The 22,899-nt window shown below is 40.8% G+C and carries 16 protein-coding genes and 1 CRISPR repeat array; of the genes, 3 read left to right on the forward strand and 13 right to left on the reverse strand.

The window, feature by feature from the left end:
• Nucleotides 1-12 precede the first annotated feature (12 nt).
• From cas3 to cas6, 5 genes are read right to left on the reverse strand one after another with little or no spacing between them, the layout of a single operon-like run.
• Nucleotides 13-2,247: a CRISPR-associated helicase Cas3' gene (gene cas3, locus FKZ59_RS03120; RefSeq protein ID WP_141601286.1), complete on the reverse strand. Its 2,235-nt coding sequence runs from the start codon at nt 2,245-2,247 to the stop codon at nt 13-15.
• 42 nt (nt 2,248-2,289) lie between these two features.
• Nucleotides 2,290-3,027, reverse strand: coding sequence for a type I-B CRISPR-associated protein Cas5b (cas5b, locus tag FKZ59_RS03125; protein WP_141601287.1), 738 nt, complete (start codon nt 3,025-3,027; stop codon nt 2,290-2,292).
• Between the two features lie 11 nt (nt 3,028-3,038).
• Entirely contained in the window at nt 3,039-3,920 is an 882-nt protein-coding gene (gene cas7i / locus FKZ59_RS03130) for a type I-B CRISPR-associated protein Cas7/Cst2/DevR (RefSeq protein WP_141601288.1), read from the reverse strand.
• Nucleotides 3,913-5,568: a Cas8a1 family CRISPR/Cas system-associated protein gene (locus FKZ59_RS03135; RefSeq protein ID WP_246045798.1), complete on the reverse strand. Its 1,656-nt coding sequence runs from the start codon at nt 5,566-5,568 to the stop codon at nt 3,913-3,915. The genes cas7i and FKZ59_RS03135 overlap by 8 nt, the downstream gene beginning before the upstream one ends.
• A 16-nt stretch (nt 5,569-5,584) precedes the next feature.
• Nucleotides 5,585-6,322 carry a CRISPR-associated endoribonuclease Cas6 gene (gene cas6 / locus FKZ59_RS03140; RefSeq protein WP_141601289.1) on the reverse strand — a complete coding sequence of 246 codons (738 nt, stop codon included), beginning with the start codon at nt 6,320-6,322 and terminating at the stop codon, nt 5,585-5,587.
• A 505-nt stretch (nt 6,323-6,827) separates the two neighbouring features.
• Nucleotides 6,828-9,344: direct repeats of the CRISPR family, unit length 29 nt; unit sequence ATTTACATTCCACATAGTTAATAAAGAAC.
• A gap of 414 nt (nt 9,345-9,758) precedes the next feature.
• Here cas6 and FKZ59_RS03145 point away from each other — a divergent pair.
• A complete protein-coding gene (locus tag FKZ59_RS03145) occupies nt 9,759-10,319 on the forward strand; it encodes a Uma2 family endonuclease (protein WP_141601290.1) in 561 nt (186 codons plus the stop codon).
• A 43-nt stretch (nt 10,320-10,362) separates the two neighbouring features.
• On the opposite strand, the gene FKZ59_RS03150 is transcribed toward FKZ59_RS03145, so the two are convergent.
• The 5 genes from FKZ59_RS03150 to FKZ59_RS03165 form a co-directional block, all read right to left on the reverse strand.
• Complete coding sequence (locus tag FKZ59_RS03150; protein WP_246045800.1) at nt 10,363-11,967, reverse strand: Na/Pi cotransporter family protein; 1,605 nt, start codon at nt 11,965-11,967, stop codon at nt 10,363-10,365.
• A gap of 216 nt (nt 11,968-12,183) precedes the next feature.
• On the reverse strand, nt 12,184-12,435 hold the full coding sequence (locus FKZ59_RS03155; protein WP_141601292.1) for a thymidylate synthase: 252 nt from the start codon (nt 12,433-12,435) through the stop codon (nt 12,184-12,186).
• Between the two features lie 116 nt (nt 12,436-12,551).
• A complete protein-coding gene (locus FKZ59_RS15075; protein ID WP_281279182.1) occupies nt 12,552-12,677 on the reverse strand; it encodes a hypothetical protein in 126 nt (41 codons plus the stop codon).
• Between the two features lie 98 nt (nt 12,678-12,775).
• Nucleotides 12,776-14,131: an aspartate kinase gene (locus tag FKZ59_RS03160; protein ID WP_141601293.1), complete on the reverse strand. Its 1,356-nt coding sequence runs from the start codon at nt 14,129-14,131 to the stop codon at nt 12,776-12,778.
• A gap of 478 nt (nt 14,132-14,609) precedes the next feature.
• Nucleotides 14,610-16,757, reverse strand: coding sequence for a type IA DNA topoisomerase (locus tag FKZ59_RS03165; RefSeq protein WP_141601294.1), 2,148 nt, complete (start codon nt 16,755-16,757; stop codon nt 14,610-14,612).
• A 194-nt stretch (nt 16,758-16,951) separates the two neighbouring features.
• On the opposite strand from FKZ59_RS03165, the gene FKZ59_RS03170 reads away from it, so the two are divergent.
• Nucleotides 16,952-17,362 carry a glucosamine 6-phosphate synthetase gene (locus FKZ59_RS03170; RefSeq protein ID WP_141601295.1) on the forward strand — a complete coding sequence of 137 codons (411 nt, stop codon included), beginning with the start codon at nt 16,952-16,954 and terminating at the stop codon, nt 17,360-17,362.
• Nucleotides 17,363-17,838: 476 nt separating this feature from the next.
• Here FKZ59_RS03170 and FKZ59_RS03175 read toward each other — a convergent pair whose 3' ends face one another.
• Nucleotides 17,839-18,156, reverse strand: coding sequence for a hypothetical protein (locus FKZ59_RS03175; protein ID WP_141601296.1), 318 nt, complete (start codon nt 18,154-18,156; stop codon nt 17,839-17,841).
• 182 nt (nt 18,157-18,338) lie between these two features.
• Nucleotides 18,339-19,745: an aspartate ammonia-lyase gene (aspA, locus tag FKZ59_RS03180; RefSeq protein ID WP_141601297.1), complete on the reverse strand. Its 1,407-nt coding sequence runs from the start codon at nt 19,743-19,745 to the stop codon at nt 18,339-18,341.
• A gap of 245 nt (nt 19,746-19,990) precedes the next feature.
• Between aspA and FKZ59_RS03185 the strand changes: the two genes are divergently transcribed.
• Complete coding sequence (locus tag FKZ59_RS03185; protein ID WP_141601298.1) at nt 19,991-20,887, forward strand: DMT family transporter; 897 nt, start codon at nt 19,991-19,993, stop codon at nt 20,885-20,887.
• An 879-nt stretch (nt 20,888-21,766) separates the two neighbouring features.
• Here FKZ59_RS03185 and FKZ59_RS03190 read toward each other — a convergent pair.
• Nucleotides 21,767-22,882 (reverse strand): conserved virulence factor C family protein, encoded by a 1,116-nt coding sequence (locus tag FKZ59_RS03190; protein ID WP_141601299.1) that lies wholly within the window; start codon nt 22,880-22,882, stop codon nt 21,767-21,769.
• Between the last annotated feature and the right edge of the window lie 17 nt (nt 22,883-22,899).

Raw genomic sequence — 22,899 nt, forward strand, 5'->3', positions numbered from 1 at the left:
TTAAAAAAGCAATTACATAAAGTTTGCATCTTCATCAATGTCGTAAATTAAGCCCAATTCTGCTGAATACTTATAAGAAAGCACTGGAAAATGGATGAATCTACCCATCGAAACATTTCTGGCAAATAAATTCGAATTCAAAGCCTTCTTATATGCCCAATAAGGAATTTCGACGGTAAATTCTTGTAATTGTTGCTGGATTTCCAGTTTTCTTTTCAGATTATTGGGACTCTCTTGCTTTATTCTTTCAAGCTCTTCTTCCAAGTCCACTATAGTTTTTTCGTTTTTTTGATAAACTGAATATGGAATGATTTGGACATTTTCAATATCCCGCAATTTTGGCTTTTCTTTTTGTTCGTATGGTAATAAATTCTTTAGTTGATTAATAGTGTTTTTCAGCTCTTGAACATACTCACTCTCCTCTCCCAAATTTTCCAAACTATAAATTTGTTCAATAATTTCCATTTTTAACGCTTCCGAAATTCTTTGTCCATCGTATTGCAATAACACTTCTTTCGATTTTTCAAATGCGACATAATCAACGACCGATTTCTTGTTTGTTTCGGAAATTCCTGAAGGCAAGAAATCCCCTGTATAAACATAAACATTCGGCTCTTGTCCTTCATACTCTCTGCCGCGATATACCCGGCCCATTCGTTGAAATAAGCCCGTTGCCTCTGACAATTCAGTGAAAAGAACATCAAAGTCAATATCGATACTGGCTTCTACTACCTGTGTTGTAATCCATATTCCGCTATCCGTACAAGTTTTTTTGCCGAGTTTTTTAATCGACGTTTCTTTTTCAAAACGATCCTTCTTTGTAAACCGGCTATGAAGCAACTGTACCTTTATACCTTTTTCTTTAAACTCTTTATATAATTGTTGCGCTTTCGTGACGGTATTGACGATAATCAACGTCTTTCTCTTTAATCCATGGTCGATCGCTTCTTCCGCTGTCAAATCCTTTTGTTGGATTTTCATGACATGCCGACTGATGACTTGCCCTTTTTCATTTAATTTTAAAAAAGGTTTGTCAGGCCGTTTGAAAGGAATTTTCTCTTTTTCTAAAAAATGGATAAACAACGGCGGGAGGGTGGCAGTCATAATTAAAAATTTTCCGCCCATCTCGGTGATATACTTTAATCCCATGATGATAAAAGCAACTAGGCGAGGACTATACATTTGGATTTCATCAATCACAAATTTGCAGTATGATAATGTGGACAATTTTAGCTCAAATCCAGGATACAAAAATGCAAAATCGATCACTTGGTCAATGGTTGACACTGTCAAAGGCATGGAGAGTTGTTTGGTCTGTTTTAATACACTCAAACTAAATTCAAATTCTTCTTCAAACCGTTTCATATATTCCAGTTGGGAATCGCTGTGAAGCAAACCGACATTCGTATAACCAATTTCATTCTTAATGCGGTCATAGATGGCGTTGATGGAAACTTTTAACGGCAAAGTAAAGATTCCTTTTTCTTCTCCGATCCAGTAAAGGGCCCCTTCCGTTTTCCCGATGCCGGTTGATGCAACAATGACAAGATTTTCACCTGGATGATTCTTTAAATATGTTTGGAGTTCATTTGGTTGAGAATTCAGATTTTTCATAAATTTATCAAGATAGTTAGTAAGATTCTCGGGAGGAAGCTCCACTGGCAAGTGTGCACTAGCGGCGTGGTCGATCTTATTTAACAATCCTTTAATGCGAATAAACGGGTACAATTCTTGCAGTTTCAACGGTTTTTTGACATATCTGCTGTAATTTTTGCTCGGCGGTTCAGGAAGATCAAACCCTTCTTTTTTTAAAGCCTCAATATATTTGGGCAAATCTTTTTCAATGACCGCTTCACTGGCTATTTGATTTTCTTCTTTTCTTTCATGATGGTAATAGACGGCCATCATTAAACATTTCAATTCATTTTTGGAATATTTTTCCCTCAACTTTTTAATCGGCATATACGCACAACTGAGGTAAGCATGGGGAACTTCTTCCAACTCTTTTAGTTCATCTTCGATACGTTCCTTTAAATCTCGAATTTTATTTTGGAATTTTGTATTGGCTTTGCCAATATCATGATAATAACAAGCATCTCTCAAAATTTCCCATTCGCTTTCCGTCAAAATGTTCGGATAAGTCGCTTTTAATGTTTTATATTCAGATAATAGGTTCAAGGTATGCTCCATGATTGTTTCCGCCTTGCCGCTTCCCTTAACGGATTTCGCCAATAGCCGTTCAAACATTTCCTTACCTCCTTATAAAATAAGAATGGGATGTTCCCATTCTTACACTAAATAAACAAGAAAACCATCTTCATCAACCATTATTTCACTATCTTGATATAAAACATTGGTAACAGATGCAGGTACGTGATAAACCAGGACTTTCTCCCATTTTCGTATATTTCGATTTCTTCCGATTGATACAATTTCATAAGTTTTGTTTAGTCGATAAGAGGTGCCAAACTTTTTAAAGTCTTCCGTTTCATCCAACAATTCTTTCGGAACATAAATGTCATATTCCAAATGTTTTTCCTTTGTGGTAATTTCTTCAGATATTTCAACTTCCTTTACAGAACGGATTTGCAACAAATCTTCCCTTCTGCCCAGTGACAGATATTCTGAGGGAGAGCGCAAGGATTCTGCTATTTTAGGTATATGGCTTTCATCATCAGGAACCACGTGTAAAACCAATTCGACATCCACTAATAGTTCCGTTGTCGAAATGCCTTTGATTATACCGTAAGATTTTCCATCCAAGGCATCAATTTTAATCTGATGCCGCCCTTCTTCAAAAGCCGCCCCGGCAAATTCATAGCGCGTCCACAAATCATTTACCTTCGAATGATATCTGCCTTGTATGCTTAATTTCATTGGGACATAGCTTGTAAAACCACAAGCAGCATGGACCATCCCGATGACCGTCGAATACGGCGGAAGGGGATAAGTCTCTTTTAGCTGAAAACTTGTAGGCTTCCGGTAGTTTACTAAGTTTTGATACGCTTCAATACGAATCCCTTTCATGATATCGCCGCCTATTTGTAATATGCTCTCACTTCTGATTCTAGCGCTTTGAAGAATTCAGCCATCGGCATGGCATTTAATCTTTCTGCGATTTCGTCATCATTGCTCAAAATGCCCCGAACCAAACCAACTTTAGTATTGGCTTTGATTTCCTCATCCAAATCCAGCACATTTTCAATAGAATCAATTACTAATTTGTTTTCCAAAAGTTTCAAACGATTTTCGAAAAACGGATTTTTAATATTGTACACCCCACCAATCGCAAATATTGGCGCTAAATTTTCACGGCGGCCTTTAATATCTCGATATAAGAACTTAATCGCTTCAAGCAACTTGACAACACGATCTGCCCTTTCTTCTAATGGAATTTCAATTCCATCGTTAGGATCAATCCCCACTTTGTCCAAGTCCACGGTAACGGTATAAGCATAAAAAGATTTATGGATTTCACTTTGTGCAATATTTCCACCGCTCAATTCTTTTCCATCTTCCGCTGAAGCATTATAACGATCTAACAACCCTTTATTTGTCAAAAACTCCAAATCTGTATTATAACTTTCCAAAGCGATGGCATTTGAAAGTCTCACAACGGCAGCACGTGTTTTCGTCTGTTTTCCTGTTTTCATATATCCGAATAAATCAATTTCGGGATAATCCGCAATGGTTGCATCTGGATGGAATTGCAAAACCCCTTGCTCGGCCTCGATTGGAGTATTATTCACCCCCATTTGTTCGACAATGTTATAGCGAAGCGCTTGTCGGGAAATATACGTATACATTTCATGGTCGCCACGGGATATTTTTTTCAATGATGTAACATTTCCGACTCCTTCCCCATAGTTGGCGCTTTCCGCTTCGAAAATGATACTGAGAGTAAGCCCTTTTTTATCCATGTTTAATCTCCTCCTTATCTGTATTTCCTTCATAACCATGTAATCCCAATAAAAATGCATATCCGATTGTTTCAAATTTCCTTTCATCATTTAAAATTTGAACAAATATCGAAGGGATTTCCATTTTTTTGTAGCTATAAGCTTGCAACAAAGTCTCCATGAATTTACTCGGATTTTTCACTTTTAAAGCATTTAATAAGCGATAAGAAATACCGTTTAATTTTGTTTCTTGAGAAGCGTATGCTTTTTTCAAATAAAAACCGTAGCTTCGGACTTTATTTAATTCTTCCGTTTGCATAAAATGCACGCCCCCTTTATATTGGTGATTCGAAATTTTCAGAATATAATAGATGTTCGTTATATTATTGTACTTTCCATCAATCACTTGACGAATCAACCGATAAATTAAATCCGTAAAACTTTGCCCTTTGTATAAACGATTGATTACCTCCTGATAAAGCGAAATATATTCATCATCCAGCTTTGCGAACTTTCCGACAAGGTGTTGAAATTCCTTTTTGCATTCATCGATTAACATGAGTTTGTGTCGGGAAAGAATGTTATAAGTGTATGGTCTTGATTCCATATCACGGTCGTATTTTACAATTTGGATATTTTCAATTTCCAAATCTTTTCGGGATTCAGTCTGGTTAACCATAAAATCAATGATTTTGTAATAAGCCATTGATTCTAATTCATCCCTTGTCACTTCTTGTTGGCCATCACCCAAGGACACAGAATTCACAGAAATCAATTCATCAACAGACCGGTTGTTGTTAATAAAAAATCCTTTTCCTTTTACTATTCGAAAACCAAATGGCAAACAACTATAGACTAAATTACAAACCGGACAAATAAAGATATCTCGTTGATGATCCCAATAATGGGAAGACTTCCTTGCCGCATCCACCCCAATTCTTTGCAACCACGTGAGATCAAATGCCTCAGAAACAGTCGACATTTTATTTTCGCATGTTGCGCAATGAAATTTATTTTTTTCATATTTCTTTTCATCTTTCTTTTTCTCCAAGAAATTTAATGCGGCATTTGTAAAGTATTCATCATAAGTTTTATAGATATCTTTTTTGTTTGCTGTTTTGTGAAGAAATGAAACATTTGTCCAGAAGCCTTGGATGAGATTGTATGAAAGGATTCTTGGCACAAGATATCGTTTGGCCTGTGGATGGCGAAGGTGCGCAATAATATTGGAAATTAACTCCAACATTTCCTGTATATTAGGCTGTATTTCTTCAATCGTCTGTTTTTTCTTTAAAGTTATTCTTTTTAACTTATTAACTTCTGATAAAAAATCAAAATTTACTTCGGTTAAAAATGGATACGTATTTTTATAACTGTTGGAGCTCAATGTTTTTTTGAAATTATCAATTATCTCATTCAATCGTTCCAGGTGTTTTGCGTCTTTTACAGCTCCTACATTTGAATTTATTAGTTTAGCATAATTTGTATCATGGCCATATTCCGCAATTAAATAATTAAAATATTTTTCACTAAAGTTTTCCAAATTTGTTTCATCAAATTCAATAGATTGCCCATCCCGTTCATAAGGTAATCCTGCATGGTCAAATATTCTACATAGGCCAAGAATTGCAGCATTATATAATGCATCATCCAAAGTCAATTTAATCATTCTCTCACCTCCCAACCTATTCATGGATGAGCTCAATACATCCGAGAAATTCGGATCTTCTAAAGCCAAGGCCTGCTTGTACCAATAATCGGAGGTCGCGTGGATCTCCTTCCAAAATAAAGCTTCCAACATAAGCATTGAGATACAGGATGCTATGCGGATTCAAATTTTTAAAGGCATCATGTTTTAATTGGACCACTTTTTTAGTCATTAATACAGGCGTCAACTTGATGGGGGAATATAATGAGCGCCCTTCTAATTGTTTTACACACTCATTACTGATGTAATTCAATTCCTTGAGGTAGTCCGGATCATCGATATCCAGAAATTCTCCTTCTCTATTTCGAATAACGATGGGGGATTTGGTTTGGCATAATGCTTTTCCAGTCTTAGGTAATTTTTCAGGAAGTACTTTAACATGTAAAACTTGAAAACGATATTGTTTATAATGAAACTCTCTTTGTTGAACCATTCCGTTATAAATATTCAATAATAATTCTGGATCTGGAGAAGAAATAGTTATATATACATTTCCTCTAACGATAAATTCTTCTTCTAGTAACTCATAGTCTTTTAATTGAATAAATCCTGTAAACGGCTTTATTTTTTTATTTGCCCTGTTGCCAGAAAATTTATATAAAGCATCTGCTAATTTAGGATTAGAAACACTCAAGGCGCTTTTCACTAAACTGGCCATCGCAAAATGGTAGTGTCTAGGCATCCTGTCGCCTTCTAAAATTGCCTGAATTTTCATCTTATCACTCCTTTCTAATTAAAAAATACTAACTAAGATAAATTTTGTATTTAGTAATTGTTGTTTGAACAATACTATGTGTATTATTTAATACTTAGGTAAAATTTAGTGAGTCATTTTTCTTACTTAATATTATTGCAAATTTCTAAGCGACCAGAATTGACATTTCTATTAAAACTTTCCTTAATTAAATCATAGAACATTCTGCAAATTCTGGAATGCCGTTTTCGTCATTTCAGAAAAAATTTTATATGCTAAACTACTATAGCTACACTAATTGCTTCTCAATTCCTATAAAAAAGTATAAGTCTGTCAATCATTGAATTTGCCGCTTTTATGCACATACATGAGTCCTTATTAAAAAATAAGTGCAGAGTTTTTGCATTATTCTTTGCAAAACTCTGCACTTTTCATTAGTTAAAATTTCTGCTCACACATTGCAAGGAAAGCAAAATTTTCCATCCCAGCGTCCAAAGCTAGTGATCGATAATCAAAACGATCCCGACTTTTCATTCCATATAGTTAATAAAGAACCATAGCTGCTCTTATGGATTCCTCACTAGGCTCATTAATTTACATTCCACATAGTTAATAAAGAACATAGAAAATCGAGACAAATAGAACAACTTCAACTGAATTTACATTCCACATAGTTAATAAAGAACGATCCCGACCGCCATGTCCTGAATCGAGCATAATCTATTTACATTCCACATAGTTAATAAAGAACAAAGTTTACAAAGTCAAAAGCGGTAGAACAAGAAAATTTACATTCCACATAGTTAATAAAGAACTTAGACCCTGAAGCGTTTGCGGTCATCGTTGAACAATTTACATTCCACATAGTTAATAAAGAACAAATTGGAAATTAGCAAAGCTGTTAACATAGCAGTATTTACATTCCACATAGTTAATAAAGAACATTAAACTCACTCGCAATCTGTTTCAGATACATATAATTTACATTCCACATAGTTAATAAAGAACGGAAAGTTTGCGACAGATGACGAAAGTGATGCGGTTGCTGATTTACATTCCACATAGTTAATAAAGAACTTTGGAAGCGATGGATTTTATCGATGAACAAGATCCGCGATTTACATTCCACATAGTTAATAAAGAACGAGTTTCTTGCCGGGCAATATATCGACTTGGAAATATATTTACATTCCACATAGTTAATAAAGAACCCACATATTCAAATTGATCGAGCCATGATTCAAAATGATTTACATTCCACATAGTTAATAAAGAACATATGTCGATCTTGATGAACGTGTCGGCATGTGGCGATTTACATTCCACATAGTTAATAAAGAACCAAATACAGTCGCGTCAAAAATATCAATGCGTTGTGTATTTACATTCCACATAGTTAATAAAGAACGCTGATATTGCGACAACCTACCCGAATCCGCAACAATTTACATTCCACATAGTTAATAAAGAACGGTTCAGGGCTAAAACGAACAGCCCCCGGAATAGCCACATTTACATTCCACATAGTTAATAAAGAACTCGACGGATTCAGTTCATTTCAGTTTGTTTTATCAATTTACATTCCACATAGTTAATAAAGAACCGATTACAGTACAACGGTAACAGTAGACAAGCAAGTATTTACATTCCACATAGTTAATAAAGAACGCTGGTGATTCGTCAATTTGGGCAACGGTGTTTTTTATTTACATTCCACATAGTTAATAAAGAACTCTGCCGCCTTGTTCATCGCCCATGCAATTTGCAAGAATTTACATTCCACATAGTTAATAAAGAACGTTGTTTGCTATGCGTCACCATCGTCGGCATCTTGCCATTTACATTCCACATAGTTAATAAAGAACCTTTCCGATTACACCGGACATGAAAACGGAATTCAGATTTACATTCCACATAGTTAATAAAGAACCAGCAATTAAATATCCAGAGTTTACAATGTAATTGAATTTACATTCCACATAGTTAATAAAGAACAAGACTTTACCTTCTGGAACCTCTTCGGATTCGATATTTACATTCCACATAGTTAATAAAGAACGGTTTTCTAATTTACTTCAACTCGTATTCAATTGTTTATTTACATTCCACATAGTTAATAAAGAACCGGGAAATTGTTTATCTATTAAAGCCATGTTACGAGATTTACATTCCACATAGTTAATAAAGAACAGAAGAAGAAACCCGAAATACAAGTGGGATAAAACTATTTACATTCCACATAGTTAATAAAGAACCTCAATAGTAGTTGTAACACACTGAATTTCATCGCATATTTACATTCCACATAGTTAATAAAGAACTTAAAAGCAACACAACGTGGATTTTGCGACTTATTATATTTACATTCCACATAGTTAATAAAGAACGCAGCATTTCTTCTTTGTTAGCTTCGAAGAACGCATATTTACATTCCACATAGTTAATAAAGAACAAGAACGTTTATGCAGGATTTTATGCAAACGTTGATAATTTACATTCCACATAGTTAATAAAGAACTCGGTAAAATCGTTTTCCCCTTAGTGTTTGTGAACTATTTACATTCCACATAGTTAATAAAGAACCCTCGTCGTCGTTCAAGACACTCTGTATATCAAACATTTACATTCCACATAGTTAATAAAGAACATGAAAACGTACATCAACTCTTGCGTTAAAAATAGCGATTTACATTCCACATAGTTAATAAAGAACGGTGAATACGTCCCGTTCAATGAAGCCGAAGAAAAAAATTTACATTCCACATAGTTAATAAAGAACGATAAAAATGATAATCTGATTTTGGGTGCGAATTTGGATTTACATTCCACATAGTTAATAAAGAACGACAATCTCATTACAAAAGAACATCCGGTGCAAGAATTTACATTCCACATAGTTAATAAAGAACTTTTTAATTGAATTGATAGCTTTCATCTCAGCTTTCAAATTTACATTCCACATAGTTAATAAAGAACGTGGCAGTGATGCATCAGTGATTTTAGGATTCAACAAAATTTACATTCCACATAGTTAATAAAGAACCCTAGTTTATCAGATTTCTAAAACCCTCATATATACAGGATTTATAAGCTCAAAGTTAATGTAACATTTTTAAAATTTGCAGTAAATAGGCAGTCGGGTTTTAATAAAAAGTCAAAAAAGATGCTGGAAGCCTTTATTTTCTTAGGTTTCAGACAAATATCTTAAAAAATGATCCACTGCAAAATCATCATTAAAATTTGATCGATTCATTGTATTCAAAAAAATGGAAATAAAGAGCGGAAATTTATCTTTTCATGAATCCCCACTTTGATTTCATTATAATTTCCCTTTCCAATTTTTCCGTAAAGTTAAAGAATATGTAAAAATCGGAGTAATAGTAAAGACAATGGTTTTAAAACTTAAAATAAATGCGGTACAATGAGAAAAAAGTACGGTTAAGCGAGGGAAAGCCATATGACTACGCCTGAACCGCATAAACGTTACCGCTATCAAGACTATGAACAATGGGAAGGACGTTGGGAGTTAATTCATGGGGTTCCTTACGATATGTCTCCGGCACCAAGCACTAAACATCAAGCCATTGTAACGGAACTTCTTTTTTCGCTCCGTTCCTATTTTGGAAAAGGGGAATGCAGGGTGTTTGCCGCACCTTTTGATATCCGGTTAAGCGAATCGGATGATTATGATAACCCTGATACGGTTGTTCAGCCGGATTTATCTGTGATTTGCAATCCGGAGCAATTAGATTCAAAAGGAGGAAAAGGCGCGCCCCGTTTAATTGTAGAAGTGTTGTCCCCTGCCACTGCGTTAAAAGATCGTAATCAAAAATATAAATTGTATGAAAAACATGGGGTGAAAGAATATTGGATTGTCGACAGTATCCATGAAACAATTGAAGTGTACGGGCTGGTGGACCATCATTACGTCAACCGCGCCGTCTTTGGAAAGGAAGATACGCTGACTTCCTTCGTTTTTCCGGAGTTTCACTTGGAGCTGAAAACGGTTTTTCAATAGAAAAAAGGGGCTTCCCGCAAAGCCCCTTTTACAACACACGCACTTATAATACTTCCCGTTCCTGGAAGCTCGTCGATTCCTCCGCTTCCTCTCCCTTCTTGAATTGCACGAGTCTGGTAAAGGCGCGCCAGTAGTGGTAGACGAGGCGATCGATCCAAAGTAGCGCCTGCACTTTCGACATGGCGACTTCGAGTTCCGTTTCCCTGACCGCCGTGCGTTCGTAATATTTTCTTCTGCGGGTGCGCCTTTCCTCCGCCACCTTGTAGGCCGTTTTCTCCAGCACCTGCTCCATGGCCAGCAGTTTTTCCTCGCTGTCAAAGCTCTCCCTGATTTGCTCCAGCGTTTTGTGCCAACGTTTCATCAATTTTTCCTGATGAAAGACGCCTTCCACGTTTTGCTGTTCCCTCAATACCCGGACGAGCCGCGTGATATGGTCCAGCACGTGGATGATGGCCACATGTTGATTGCGGAGCTTCGACGAATCCGACTGCACCTCGTTCAGGAATTTGCGGATATGCACAATCGCTTCCTCGACTTCCCTCACCTTTTTCTCGAAGCTGCCCGTCGCTTTTTTCGCTTCAATCAATTCCAGCATCGCATCCGTCAGCCGCTTCATCATTTGGAGCAGCGTCTGATAAGCGACCTCAAGCGCCGCGGAAGGAACCGACACCAATTGTTCGTCAAGGTTCCGCGTCAATGCATTGGCCTTTTCCGGCAACAGTTTCGTCAGCAGCCTGGAAAACTGTTTGGTGAAAGGAACGAACAGTATGGCGCCCAGCACACTGAACAATGTATGGAACAACGCAAGCCCCACCGTTTCATCAAAGCTTCCCGTCATCGCTTTCGTTGCAAACTCGACGAATCGCAAAATGAATGGAATCAAAATCGTCACGATGACGGCGGTTGCCACATTAAACAACAGATGGGTGGCCGCCGTGCGCTTCGCCGCAACGGAAGATCCGATCGATGCGACAATTGCCGTGGCCGTCGTTCCGATGTTTTGTCCGATGACAAGAAAGACCGCCTGCCCAAAGTCGATCGCTCCGGCAAATAGTGCGGTGAGCGTCGCGGCCATTGCCGCGCTCGATGCCTGCATGATGATCGTCATCACGATTCCGATGCCGATGAGCAAAAAGATGGACCAGACCGAGTCCGTATCAAAGGATTCGAAACGGATCCAGTCCTGGGCATTTTCCATTCCTTTTTGCAAGAATCCGATGCCCAAAAATAACAGGCCGAAGCCGGTGAATACGCCGCCGTATTTTTTGATGTCGCTCGGAGCCATATATTGGATCAGTACCCCAAGGGCAATCACGGGCAAGGACATCGCCTGTAAGCTGATTTTAAATCCAAGGAGGGAAATGAGCCAGCCGGTACTCGTGCTGCCAATATTGGCGCCGATAATAATCCCGATGGACTGGACAAAGGAGATCAGTCCGGCGCTCACGAATCCGACCGTCAAGATGGTCGTCGCGGTGGATGACTGGACAAGCACGGTCATCAAAAAGCCCGTCAGCAAAGACGTGAGCGTTCCTTTTGTAAACGTGTTCATCCATTTTTTTAACGTTTCGCCCGCAATCTCTTTCAAGCCGTTTGTCAACAGCGACATGCCCAATAGAAAAATCCCGATTCCACCAATGGCATTCATCAACGGTAACACCTCATTTACAAGGCAATCCTGCATCATCATTTTTCGAAAAAACAAATTGCGTTCCTTTAAAGAACGCAAAAATGAGAAATCGCTCATGAATCATGGCAAACTGAGGAAATATCAAGGAACGTGGCCGTCAGCACTGGATTAAATCCATAAATATGCTATTTCAGTATAAAATATACGATGGTTACTGCCCGGCCTCGCCACTTTTTACTCCGCATCAATAAAGAACGTTTCCACCGATTCCTTGGAAGACTCTTCTTCTTTTAAGTAAATGACCAATTCTTGATGGTATTCATTATTTTCCAAATAGAAATCAAGGGTATGGAAATCGTATTTATAAGTGCCGAAGGGAAAAGTGACATATTCGCCCTTCACCGCCGCAAGAAGCCCGGCCACATCGTGGGACACCATCTGCAACAGTTCTTGTCCTGTGGCAGTCAATACAAATGCAACTTTCATCTGTTTCACCTTTTCCTCATAAAAAAACGTTGCTTTGCCGGCAACGTTTTTTTGTGTGTATTATTCACATAGAATTATTCTACCATATGTTTGATTGAAAGAACACCGGGAAACGGTTATTCTTGCGGTGCACTTTTCGCCCATAAGTTTTTCGTTTGGCGGATTTTATCTGTATTTTGGCGGATTTCCCCGAAAGCCGCTGCCCCACAACCTTGGCGGATTCCATCCTCCCGAAACCCCAAAATCTCCCTGCTGGAAAATCCCCGCGCAAAAAACAAAAAACGGACGGGAAAACTTCCCGCTTTCCCTGTCCGTTCTTTTCATTATTCCATTCTCCCCATTAAATTGTCACGGGAGTAAAAAATTCTTCATATAATGCGCGCAAGCACTGTTCTTCATATTCTTGTAGGACGCCGAATACAAGGCTCACTTCGGAAGAACCTTGGTTGATCATTTCGATGTTCGCCCCGGTCCGGGAAATGGCTGAAGCGGCCCGTGCCGCCAATCCTTTGTTTCTTCGCATGCCTTCTCCTACAATGACAATCATGGAGAAGCCGTGGCGGAAATACACATCATCTGCATGAAGTTCTTTTTTGACGCGTTTGACAATGCGTTCTTCTTTTTCAGGCGTCAATTGGTTGGAACGGATGATGACGGAAATATCATCCACTCCGGATGGTGTATGTTCATAGGAAATGTTTTCTTCCTCGATGATTTGCAACAGTTTTCTGCCAAAACCGATTTCGCGGTTCATCAAGTATTTGGATACATATAAAGTGGAGAATCCGTGATCCGCCGCGATGCCGATGACCGGCCGCCCGTTCGGTTTGCGCGTCGGCACGATGCGGGTGCCCGGCGCCGATGGATTGTTTGTATTTTTGATGTTCACCGGGATGCCCAATTTAAATACCGGGATTAACGCTTCATCGTGGAATACGGAGAACCCCGCATAAGAAAGTTCCCGCATTTCACGGTACGTAATTTCTTCAATGCCGATCGGGTCGTTTACCACTTTCGGATTGGCAGAGAAGACGCAATCCACATCTGTAAAGTTTTCATATAATTCCGCTTTGACGGCCGCTGCCAGGATGGATCCCGTAATGTCGGAGCCGCCGCGGTCGAATGTGCGCAATCGGCCTGATCTTGTATAACCGAAGAATCCCGGGAATACGACGATCTCTTCGCCTTTTCCAAGGTCTTTCAAGTTTTCGTAAGTTTCAGGCAACGCAAACGTTCTTTCCGGCGGATCGTTTACCACCAATCCTTCTTTCGGGCTGACATATTTCGCTTTTAGCCCAATGGAATTGAAATATTCCGCCACCAATTTGGCGTTATTGTCTTCACCGCTTGCTTTTAATGTATCCATGAATAATTCTTTTTCCGCTTTTAGGGCAAGGCGTTCGCGCAAGTCGTTTTCGATGACTTCCACGATTTTTCTGTCCAATCCAAGCCCTTCGGCGATGTCTTTATAGCGGTTCACCACATTTTGCAGTTTCTCTTCCACAGCACCGTTTTGAAGTGCCGTTTCCGCCAAATCGATCAATAAATCAGTCACTTTGATATCATCGCTGAAGCGTTTGCCTGGAGCAGAAACCACCACAATTTTTCTTTTGGGATTCTCTTTCACAATATTGGCCACTTTTTGAATTTGACCTGCACTCGCAACTGAAGTTCCACCAAATTTACATACGATCATAATATCATCAAATCCTTACTTTCCAAGATTGTATTTTCCAAAAGAACATTTGACTTTTCTCAGTGTACAAATTTTATAGAAAAACGTCAAGAGCCTTTAACCAAAAAGATGAAAATATTTGAAAAATTTTATTCGTTGCTATCCTAAAAACTAGTATATGTAGGCGGTTCGGTAGAACGCTTTATCATTGCCCATTATTTTTAAAAGAAAACCGTGCACACCTATCGAAAAATAGATGTACACGATTTTGCTATGAATCCTTATGCCTACCCTGATTCATTCCATTTAAAATTGTTAGTTTTATTATATAATATTTTCTTGATTTTTCTAGATAAAATCGCAAATATCTGGACAGATTTTTGATGGAAAAATTTTATAAATTTAATCCAAAAAAGTAATGGATTAGCCGCTAGCCATTCCCCTCCTTTTATCATATTCCACACTCTTTGAATTGGAAGGTTAAAATGGAGGAATCCCCTTATTTTTGCTTTATTTCATCCGGAAATTCCATCTTCCAGCTGAAATAGTCCCCGTCCGGCTGTTTTTCGTAGCGCAATAGGGCGTCAAACTTGTTCCCTTTCTTGCTTGTCAGGCCTTTGACAAGCACTTTGCCATCTTTGAGCAGCTTCTTCACCATCGTTTTCGTCGGTTTCTTTTTCATGGCGGCGAGGAATTTATCGTTTTTCCAAATGACGAATTTGCATCCGTTCTTCCAGTTGCTGCAGCCGAAGCCTCTCTGCCCTTCAATGACGTCATGGCCGCAGAGCGGGCATTTTCCCAATGGTTCATGGGATTTCTTTTGCGCTTCATTTAAAATGATGTCTTTTTCTTGTTGAATGGTATGTACCGCTTTTTTCGTGAATTCAAAAATGAACTGCAGAAATTGATCCCGTCTGAATTTTTGTTTTTCGATATCGGCGAGGGTTTTTTCCAGCCGGCCGGTAAAGTCCAAATCGAACAGCTCTTTCACCGGGAAGGTTTCCACCAATCTTCTTCCAAGTTCTGTACAGATCAAATATTTATTTTTCGATGTGATATAGCCCGCCGTTTTCAATTTTTTGATTGTTTCCGCCCTTGTTGCCGGCGTTCCGATGCTGAAGCCGCTCAGGATGCCGGCCATGATTTCGTCGCTGTCTTCATCCTGCCCCTTCCCCTTTCCGCACGTTTCCATCACCTTCAGCAACGTTTTCTCCGTATGGTGCTTCGGCGGCTTGGTTGTATGGGAAGTGAGCTCGGCGCCGGCGACGGCCACCTGGCCATGGAGTTCCACATGGGGAAGAATCGCATCCTTTGTTGCGATGTTTTCGACCTTCCGCCATCCTTCCACGAGTTGCACCCTGCCCCTTGATATAAATATTCCAGCAATCTCATCATGTTCCACTTTCGTCGCAATTTTTGTTTCTTCGTGTTCCGCAAGCGGCATAAACTGCATGATGAAACGGTTTTTGATCGCTTCATAGACGATGGCTTCATCTTTCGTCAAAGACGCCGGTTTGACATAAGTCGGAATGATGGCGCTGTGGCTTTCCACTTTCGAGTTGTCAAAGACGCGCTTCTTCTTGGAAAAGACGATTTCATTTTCGTAAGGCAGTCCTTTTTTGAGGATTTCAAGCACCCTTTTCGCTTTTTCCGCCAGACTTTCTTCCAGCACGACGCTGGCCGTGCGGGGATAGGTGATGTATTTCTTTTCGTAAAGGGATTGGGCCACCTTCAACACTTTGTCGGACGTCCAGCCCTTGTATTTCCCCGTAATGTATCCCTGAAGGTTCGTCAGGTTGAACAAATATGGGGGATATTCTTTCTTCCGTTCGACCTTTTTCTCGATCACGCGGGCAGGCCGTCCCGTTAATGCTTGTCGGATGCTTTCCAATTGCGCCTTTGTTTTAAACTTGTCCTCCCCGTTTTCCTGGTAGGTGCCTTTGTAAGTCTCTCCATCTTTCGTTTGGAAAATGGCTTCCAGTTTGTAGTAGTCTTCCGGAACGAATTGTTCAATCTCCTTGTCCCGGTCGTAGATGATTTTTAACGTCGGCAGCAGAACCCTTCCGATGTTCAAGGGGCTGCCGGAGCCTTTCTGGTATTTCAGCGTGGCGACGGACGTCAAATTGATGCCGATGACCCAATCCGCCCATTGCCGGCAAATCCCTGCATCCAAAAGCGGCCTCATGTCGGTGTTTGGAATCATGTTTTGGAGGCCTTTCAATACTTCTTCCTGCGTCCATTCATTTTGCAGCATGCAGTATACCGGCTTGTTCGGATTCATCCGATAAATGATCGTATCGCCGATCAGCTGCCCTTCCCGGTCGTAATCGCAGGCGGAAATGATCATTTCCACATCCGGGCGGTTCATGAGATTCTTGATGATTTGCAGCTGCTTTTTGGCGCTGTTTTTGGGATCCGTTTTGATTTTGTATTGGAAGTTTGAAGGGATGAACGGAAAATACTCCATTCTCCACGTCTTCATTTTCGGGTCGTAATCTTTTGCATCGTAAAGTTCAAAAAGGTGTCCATATGCCCACGTAATTATATATCCGTTCCCTTCGAAATACCCTTCTTTTTTCGTTTTGATGTGCAGGGCGTCGGCAATGTTTTTCGCCACGGACGGCTTTTCGGTTAAGATGAGTTTCATGTTTTGGATCACCCGGTTTCAAGCAGTTTTATATTGTTTATTATAATGTTTTTTCTATTAAATGGATGGCGGAACCGTTTTGTTTTGATGACTTTTCGAGATATTTTGTGTTTTATAGAGAATTTTTTAATATTTTTATAGAAATTCCGTTCTAATATTGATATAATATTTTTGCAAAGTGGGGTGGGAGTTTTATGCAGAACATATCATACAGAACGGTTTTATGGATTATTCCCTTGTCCATTCTTTTAATCTTTTGGTATATGTACCGCCCAAGCGACGGCGATGAATATATAGCGTATATTCAGGCAGCGTCTTTGGAAGGTTCATCCGTGAATTTGGAGAAGGCGTTAAACGGCTATTGCAAAGACGAGGAATGGATCTTTTTCAAAACGAACAACCGCCAGCATGTGGTGGAGTTCAAGGGAGCCTGTCCGGTGAATGGACAAGAAAAGGCGAAGGTCAATTTGCAATTCATTGTGGAAAAGGATTTGAGCGGCTATAAGGTGGGGGCCATGCTGCTTGATGGGGAACAGCAGACATCCGAACAGCGTGATTCCTTCTTGCAGGAAGTCGCAAGGAAAAATGAAGTCGCCGCTCCGTAGGATTCATGTCGGGGCAGGGAGATCGTGATCCGGATTACCATTTTGGAAGCGATTGGGTTGAATCGTCTTTTCAGGAAAAAACAATAGATTTTGGGACCTCCTTAGGATATTATAACTTTGGGGACTTCCTTTAAGGATTTGAAAAAAGAGCGGATCGGTTGAGGATTCGCTCTTTTTTCATTTGGCTTGAGAGATATGGAATCGGATTGAGGAGATAATAGTCTGACCTGGGCAAAGTTCCTGCTTGGGCATATGGATGAACCGCAATTTGGAAAGACAAGAATGCAGCTTGAATACAACTTGGGCGAATAAGGATTCGACTTGGGCAAATAAAGAGCTTTCTTGGGCACTCGGAGCCTCAACTTAGGCAGATAGTGTTCCTACTTGGGCGCTTGAAACCTCGGTTTGGGCAGATGAGTCTTCATCTTGGGCATTTAATGATCCTCCTTGGGCAGTTAGAGTCCTTGCTTGGACGCTTAGATAATCCGCTCGGCATATGAGGCTTCAACTCGGGCACTTAAATTCCTAACTTGGGCAGATAAAACCTCTACTTGGGCACTTATATCCTTAGCTTGGGCATTTAATGATTCTACTTGGGCGCTTAGATAATCCGCTCGGGTATATGAGGCTTCAATTCGGGCACTTAAATTCCTAACTTGGGCAGATAAAACCTCTACTTGGGCACTTGAAGCTCCAACTTGGGCAGACAAAGATCCTCCTTGGGCACTTAAAGCCTCAACTTGGGCAGATAAAGCCTTTACTCGGGCACTTAGAACCCCAATCTGGTCATCCAAATTTTTTCTTATTCAGATAGCATCCCCGGCACCAAAACCTTCGTCAAAAAAAACAAAGGGCACGATCAACTCGTGCCCTTTTCCCATTTAATGAATTTGGTGATGTCCTTGAAAATTGTAGGCGGGAACTCGATCAGTTCGTGCCCTTTTCCGATTTAAACTTCCTTTTCCTTATAAACCCATCAATGCTTCCCGGCAATGCCCGGATGCGTCATTTCATACGGATTTAAAATTTCATTTAATTGCTCTTCCGTTAATACGCCATATTTGATGCAGAGGTCGCGGATGGATTCTCCTGTGAGATAGGCTTCGCGCGCCAATTTGGCCGCCGTTTCGTAGCCGACGTGCGGGTTGATGGCTGTGATGATGCCAATGCTTTTTTCCACGTATTCCTTCATGCGTTTTTCATTCGCCTGGATGCCTTTTAAGCAATATTCCGTAAAGGCTTTGAAGACATTGTTCATGATGGAAATGGATTGAATCAAATTAAAGAATAGAACCGGTTCCATCACGTTCAATTCGAATTGGCCCGCTTCGGACGCAGATGAAATCGTCACGTCATTGCCGAACACCTGGAATGCCACCTGGTTCACCACTTCCGGCATGACCGGATTCACTTTGCCCGGCATGATGGAAGAACCTGGCTGGCGGGCAGGAAGGACGATTTCCGCAAGTCCCGCGCGCGGTCCGGATGCCATCAGGCGCAAGTCGTTGGCGATTTTGGACATGTTGAGCATGCAGACCTTCAATGCCGAAGAAACTTCAGTATAACAGTCCGTGTTTTGCGTCGCATCCACCAAATGTTTGGCCGTTCTCAATGGATGGCCGCTCAATTCCACTAAATGTTTTGTGACGATTTCAATGTATTTCGGATCGGCATTTAATCCCGTGCCGACCGCTGTTGCTCCCATATTGATGTCATATAAATGTTTTTTCGTATTGGAAATCCGTTCAATGTCGCGGGCAATCACATTGGCATATGCCTCGAATTCTTGTCCGAGCAGAATCGGCACCGCATCCTGCAAGTGGGTTCTGCCCATTTTGATGACGCCGGCGAATTCATCTGCCTTTTTCAAAAATGCCTGCTGCATAGTTGTTGTTGTTTCGATCAACTGATCCAATAAACTCAACACGGCGATGCGAGTGGCAGTCGGAAACGCATCGTTTGTGGATTGGGACATATTGACGTGCGAATTTGGACTGATGACGGAGTAATTTCCTTTTTCTTCTCCCATCAATTCCAATGCGCGATTGGCAATCACTTCATTCGCGTTCATATTGATGGAAGTTCCTGCCCCGCCCTGGATAGGATCCACCACAAATTGGTCATTCCATTTGCCTTCGATCACTTCTTCTGCGGCTTTGACGATGTATTGCCCAATTTCTTTATCCAATAAGCCGACTTCCATATTGGCCAACGCGGCTGCTTTTTTCACAATGCCAAGAGCTTTGATCAATTCCGGATGGATGCGGTAACCCGTAATCGGGAAGTTTTCAGTCGCACGGGCCGTTTGCACCCCATAATATGCCTCTGCCGGAATCTCCTTTTCTCCCAAAAAATCTTTTTCGATGCGGATATTCTTATTCATCAGAAACTATCTCCTTTTCTTCGTTAAACGCTAAAAGTAACCGTTTTCATCATCGAAAATGTTAATAACATGCTATCAATTACATACTACAACATTCTATCACAGAAAGATATCAAATAGGCTCCGTTTCTCAATAGTAATTTATAATAGTATTGCGAAATTATCATAAATGTTATTTAATAGATTTTATATTGTTTTATTTCCGATTTTTCTCAATAATTCTGACAGTTTCGAGGGGAAGTCCAGTGAATTTATCAGCGATCATCAAACTGGCCGCGAGCATGGCCATTTTCGGCTCCATCGGTTTATTTACGAAAAATGCGGGGATTCCCGCAATCGAGCTCGTGTTTGTCCGTTGCATTTGCGCCACCTTGTTTTTGGGAGGCCTGTGGTTTGCGACGGGTGGACATAAGAACGAAGTCTGGAATCGGAAAGAAGTCATCCGGACTTTGCTTTGCGGGATTTTTCTCGTGCTGAACTGGGTGTTTTTGTTTAAGGCATTTGAAGAAATGTCCATTTCGGTCGCAATCTCCATTTATAATATGGCGCCGATTTTCGTGCTGATTTTAGGGGTTCTTTTTTTGAAAGAACGCATCACGGCCGGAAATATTGCGGCCATCCTCGTATGTTTTGTCGGCTCCCTTTTTATTATCGGAGTGGAGCATTTAAATTCCGTCGAAGCGTTTATGAATTCCGGATTTGTCTGGGCGGTTTTATCGGCACTCTGTTATGCGATGACGATGTTACTGAGCAAAACATTGAAAGGCTTGTCGCCTTACGCCACGACATTTTTGCAGACGATCGTAGGCATCGTGATGCTATGGCCGATGTGCGATTTTTCGGTGTTCCACGGTTTGTCTGCCAAGAATATTTTCTTTATTTTGGGAACGGGCATTATCCATACGGGATTTGTGTATTATTTATTTTTTGACAGCATCCGCAAATTGCCGACGATCCTTGTGTCCGTCTTGACGTTCGTCGATCCGGTGGTGGCCATTTTGTTGGATACGGTGCTGCTTGGATTCAGACCGGACTTGTTGCAGACTGTCGGGATTATGATGGTGTTTGGCGGCATTTTCTATACGGTCTTGAAGCCGAAACGGTATGCGCGGGTGAGGAAGAAGGAGAAGCTGGCGCAGTAAGAGAAGCTTTTTGCTTCGTGACTGGATTTTAAATGGCATTTGGCTGGAGCGAAGATTCCCTTTGGGCGGGGAATCGTCGCGTTTTTTTTTCGGGGATGTGGGAAATAAAGGATTTTTTCCTTTCCATGCAAAGTGCATTTTTCCCCTTTTGGCGATTATTTTTGGAAGATTGGCGATTTATCCTTTCTACTTCGGCGATTATCTCCCCGATTTTGGCGATCCTTGCCAACAAAAAAACAATTTCCCGTTAGCCTACTTTTCCTCCAATTAGCCGATTACGCCACTCCTCTCCGATCATCACTTCATAATCCCCAACATTAGAAGCATCTTGCATTTTGAACAAAATCTTAGTACAATTTAGTCAGAATCAATTTTAAAAAAATTCTGCCAAGTCTGGCAGGAAATCCGCAAACATGATAAAAATTCGCCAATTTTCAAAATACGCATTCCACCATAATCAAAACATCATCCGCCAATCAAGGGATACATATTCCAAAGCGGCAATCGATCCACTGATTGTCCGCTTTGGAAATTCCGCCATAAACTTTCCTTTCCAATAATTCAATTGAATCATTACCATTCATGTAGTGGGAATCCTTCATTCCCGCTATCTTTTTTTGTGATCTTACAACAACACAGGCACAAATAAAAAGACATGCGACATCCCTATTGGCCACATGCCCTAATCTTTATTTCAATCCAAAATCCCAAATTTCCCAAAAAATCCATAAAAAATAATAAAAACCTCCTTTATCAATTTATTCCACATTGTCTCATTTTCTTAATCACAAAACTTGTCCATGTTTCAATACCGGTTTTTTATACCAATACCCATTAAAAAAGCTGATTGGAAAGTTGTTTTCCAATCAGCCTATTTCATTACTTATTTCTCTCCATCATCTGCTTCCAGACGGAGCCTTTTGCTTCTTCGCCCTGTTCGATGCGGGCGATGGCCATTTTCACCTGGAGTCTCACTTCAAATTCCGGATCGTTTTCCGCTTCCCGAAGCGCGGGGAGGGCGCGTTCCGTTCCGGATTCGTACAAAAACATCGCGGCGCGCCAACGGACAAGTTTATTTTTGTCCTTCAACGCTTCCATCATCGCCGGTTCAAACTCCACAAACCCGAGGTCGCTCATGCAGTCCCCCGCTGTGCGGCGGACGGCCGGGCTTTTGTCATTCAGCGCGCGGATCAATAGCGGCACCACCGCCCGATCTTCAATCATGCCCAAATAGACCGTCGCCAGTCTCCGAATGGACATTTGCTCATCTTCCAGCGCTTTTTCAAGAAGCGGCAAATCCTCCAAATCCGGATCCGGAATCTGGGACAGCATCTGGAAGCGCTCTTTCCAATCGTCCACGTCAAATTCTTCCACCGTGATTTTTCTTCGTTTTACCGTTTCCGGTTTTTTCGCGTTGGCCGCTTCCACTATCCTCGCAACCCGCTCCTCGGGATACGTCGCTTCGATTTCCTTCAGGACGTTTTCGGCGATTTCTTCCTTGTCGCCGTAGCGCACGCCGAAATCCGCCCATTTGCGTTCCATAATATAGTTTTCGTCGGATTTGTCGATTTTGATTTGTTGAAACGCCCTGATGAAGCGCTCCCCGGTGGAAATCCGATGTTCGCCGGAAGCATCGAACACTTTGATTTGCAATGGCAATCCCCTGTACATTTGCACATGGACAAAGACTTCTCCGTAATGGTCCGGCGTCTGCCGGTCCTGTTCCACGTTCTCCGCCTCTTCGCCAAGGGCATTGCGGACCTGGGATAAAATGGATTCCCATTGGTATTTCGGATTCCGTTCCACCGCCAAAAAGTCCGCCACGCGGTAAACGCCTTTGACCCCTTCAATCCGCAAAATCTGGCGGATTTCTTCCGGAGCCTCCTGCACATTTTCTTTTGTAAAATTAAAGCTTTTGCCAAAAGGCAGTTCTTCATCCACCACCACTTTCATCGTGTTGGGGCTGGGTGTCGGTTCGATTGTTACGATTTTCAATGTTTTCCCTCCGTTTT

The organism is Ureibacillus terrenus (assembly GCF_006569205.1).
GTDB classification, from domain to species: Bacteria; Bacillota; Bacilli; order Bacillales_A; family Planococcaceae; genus Ureibacillus; species Ureibacillus terrenus.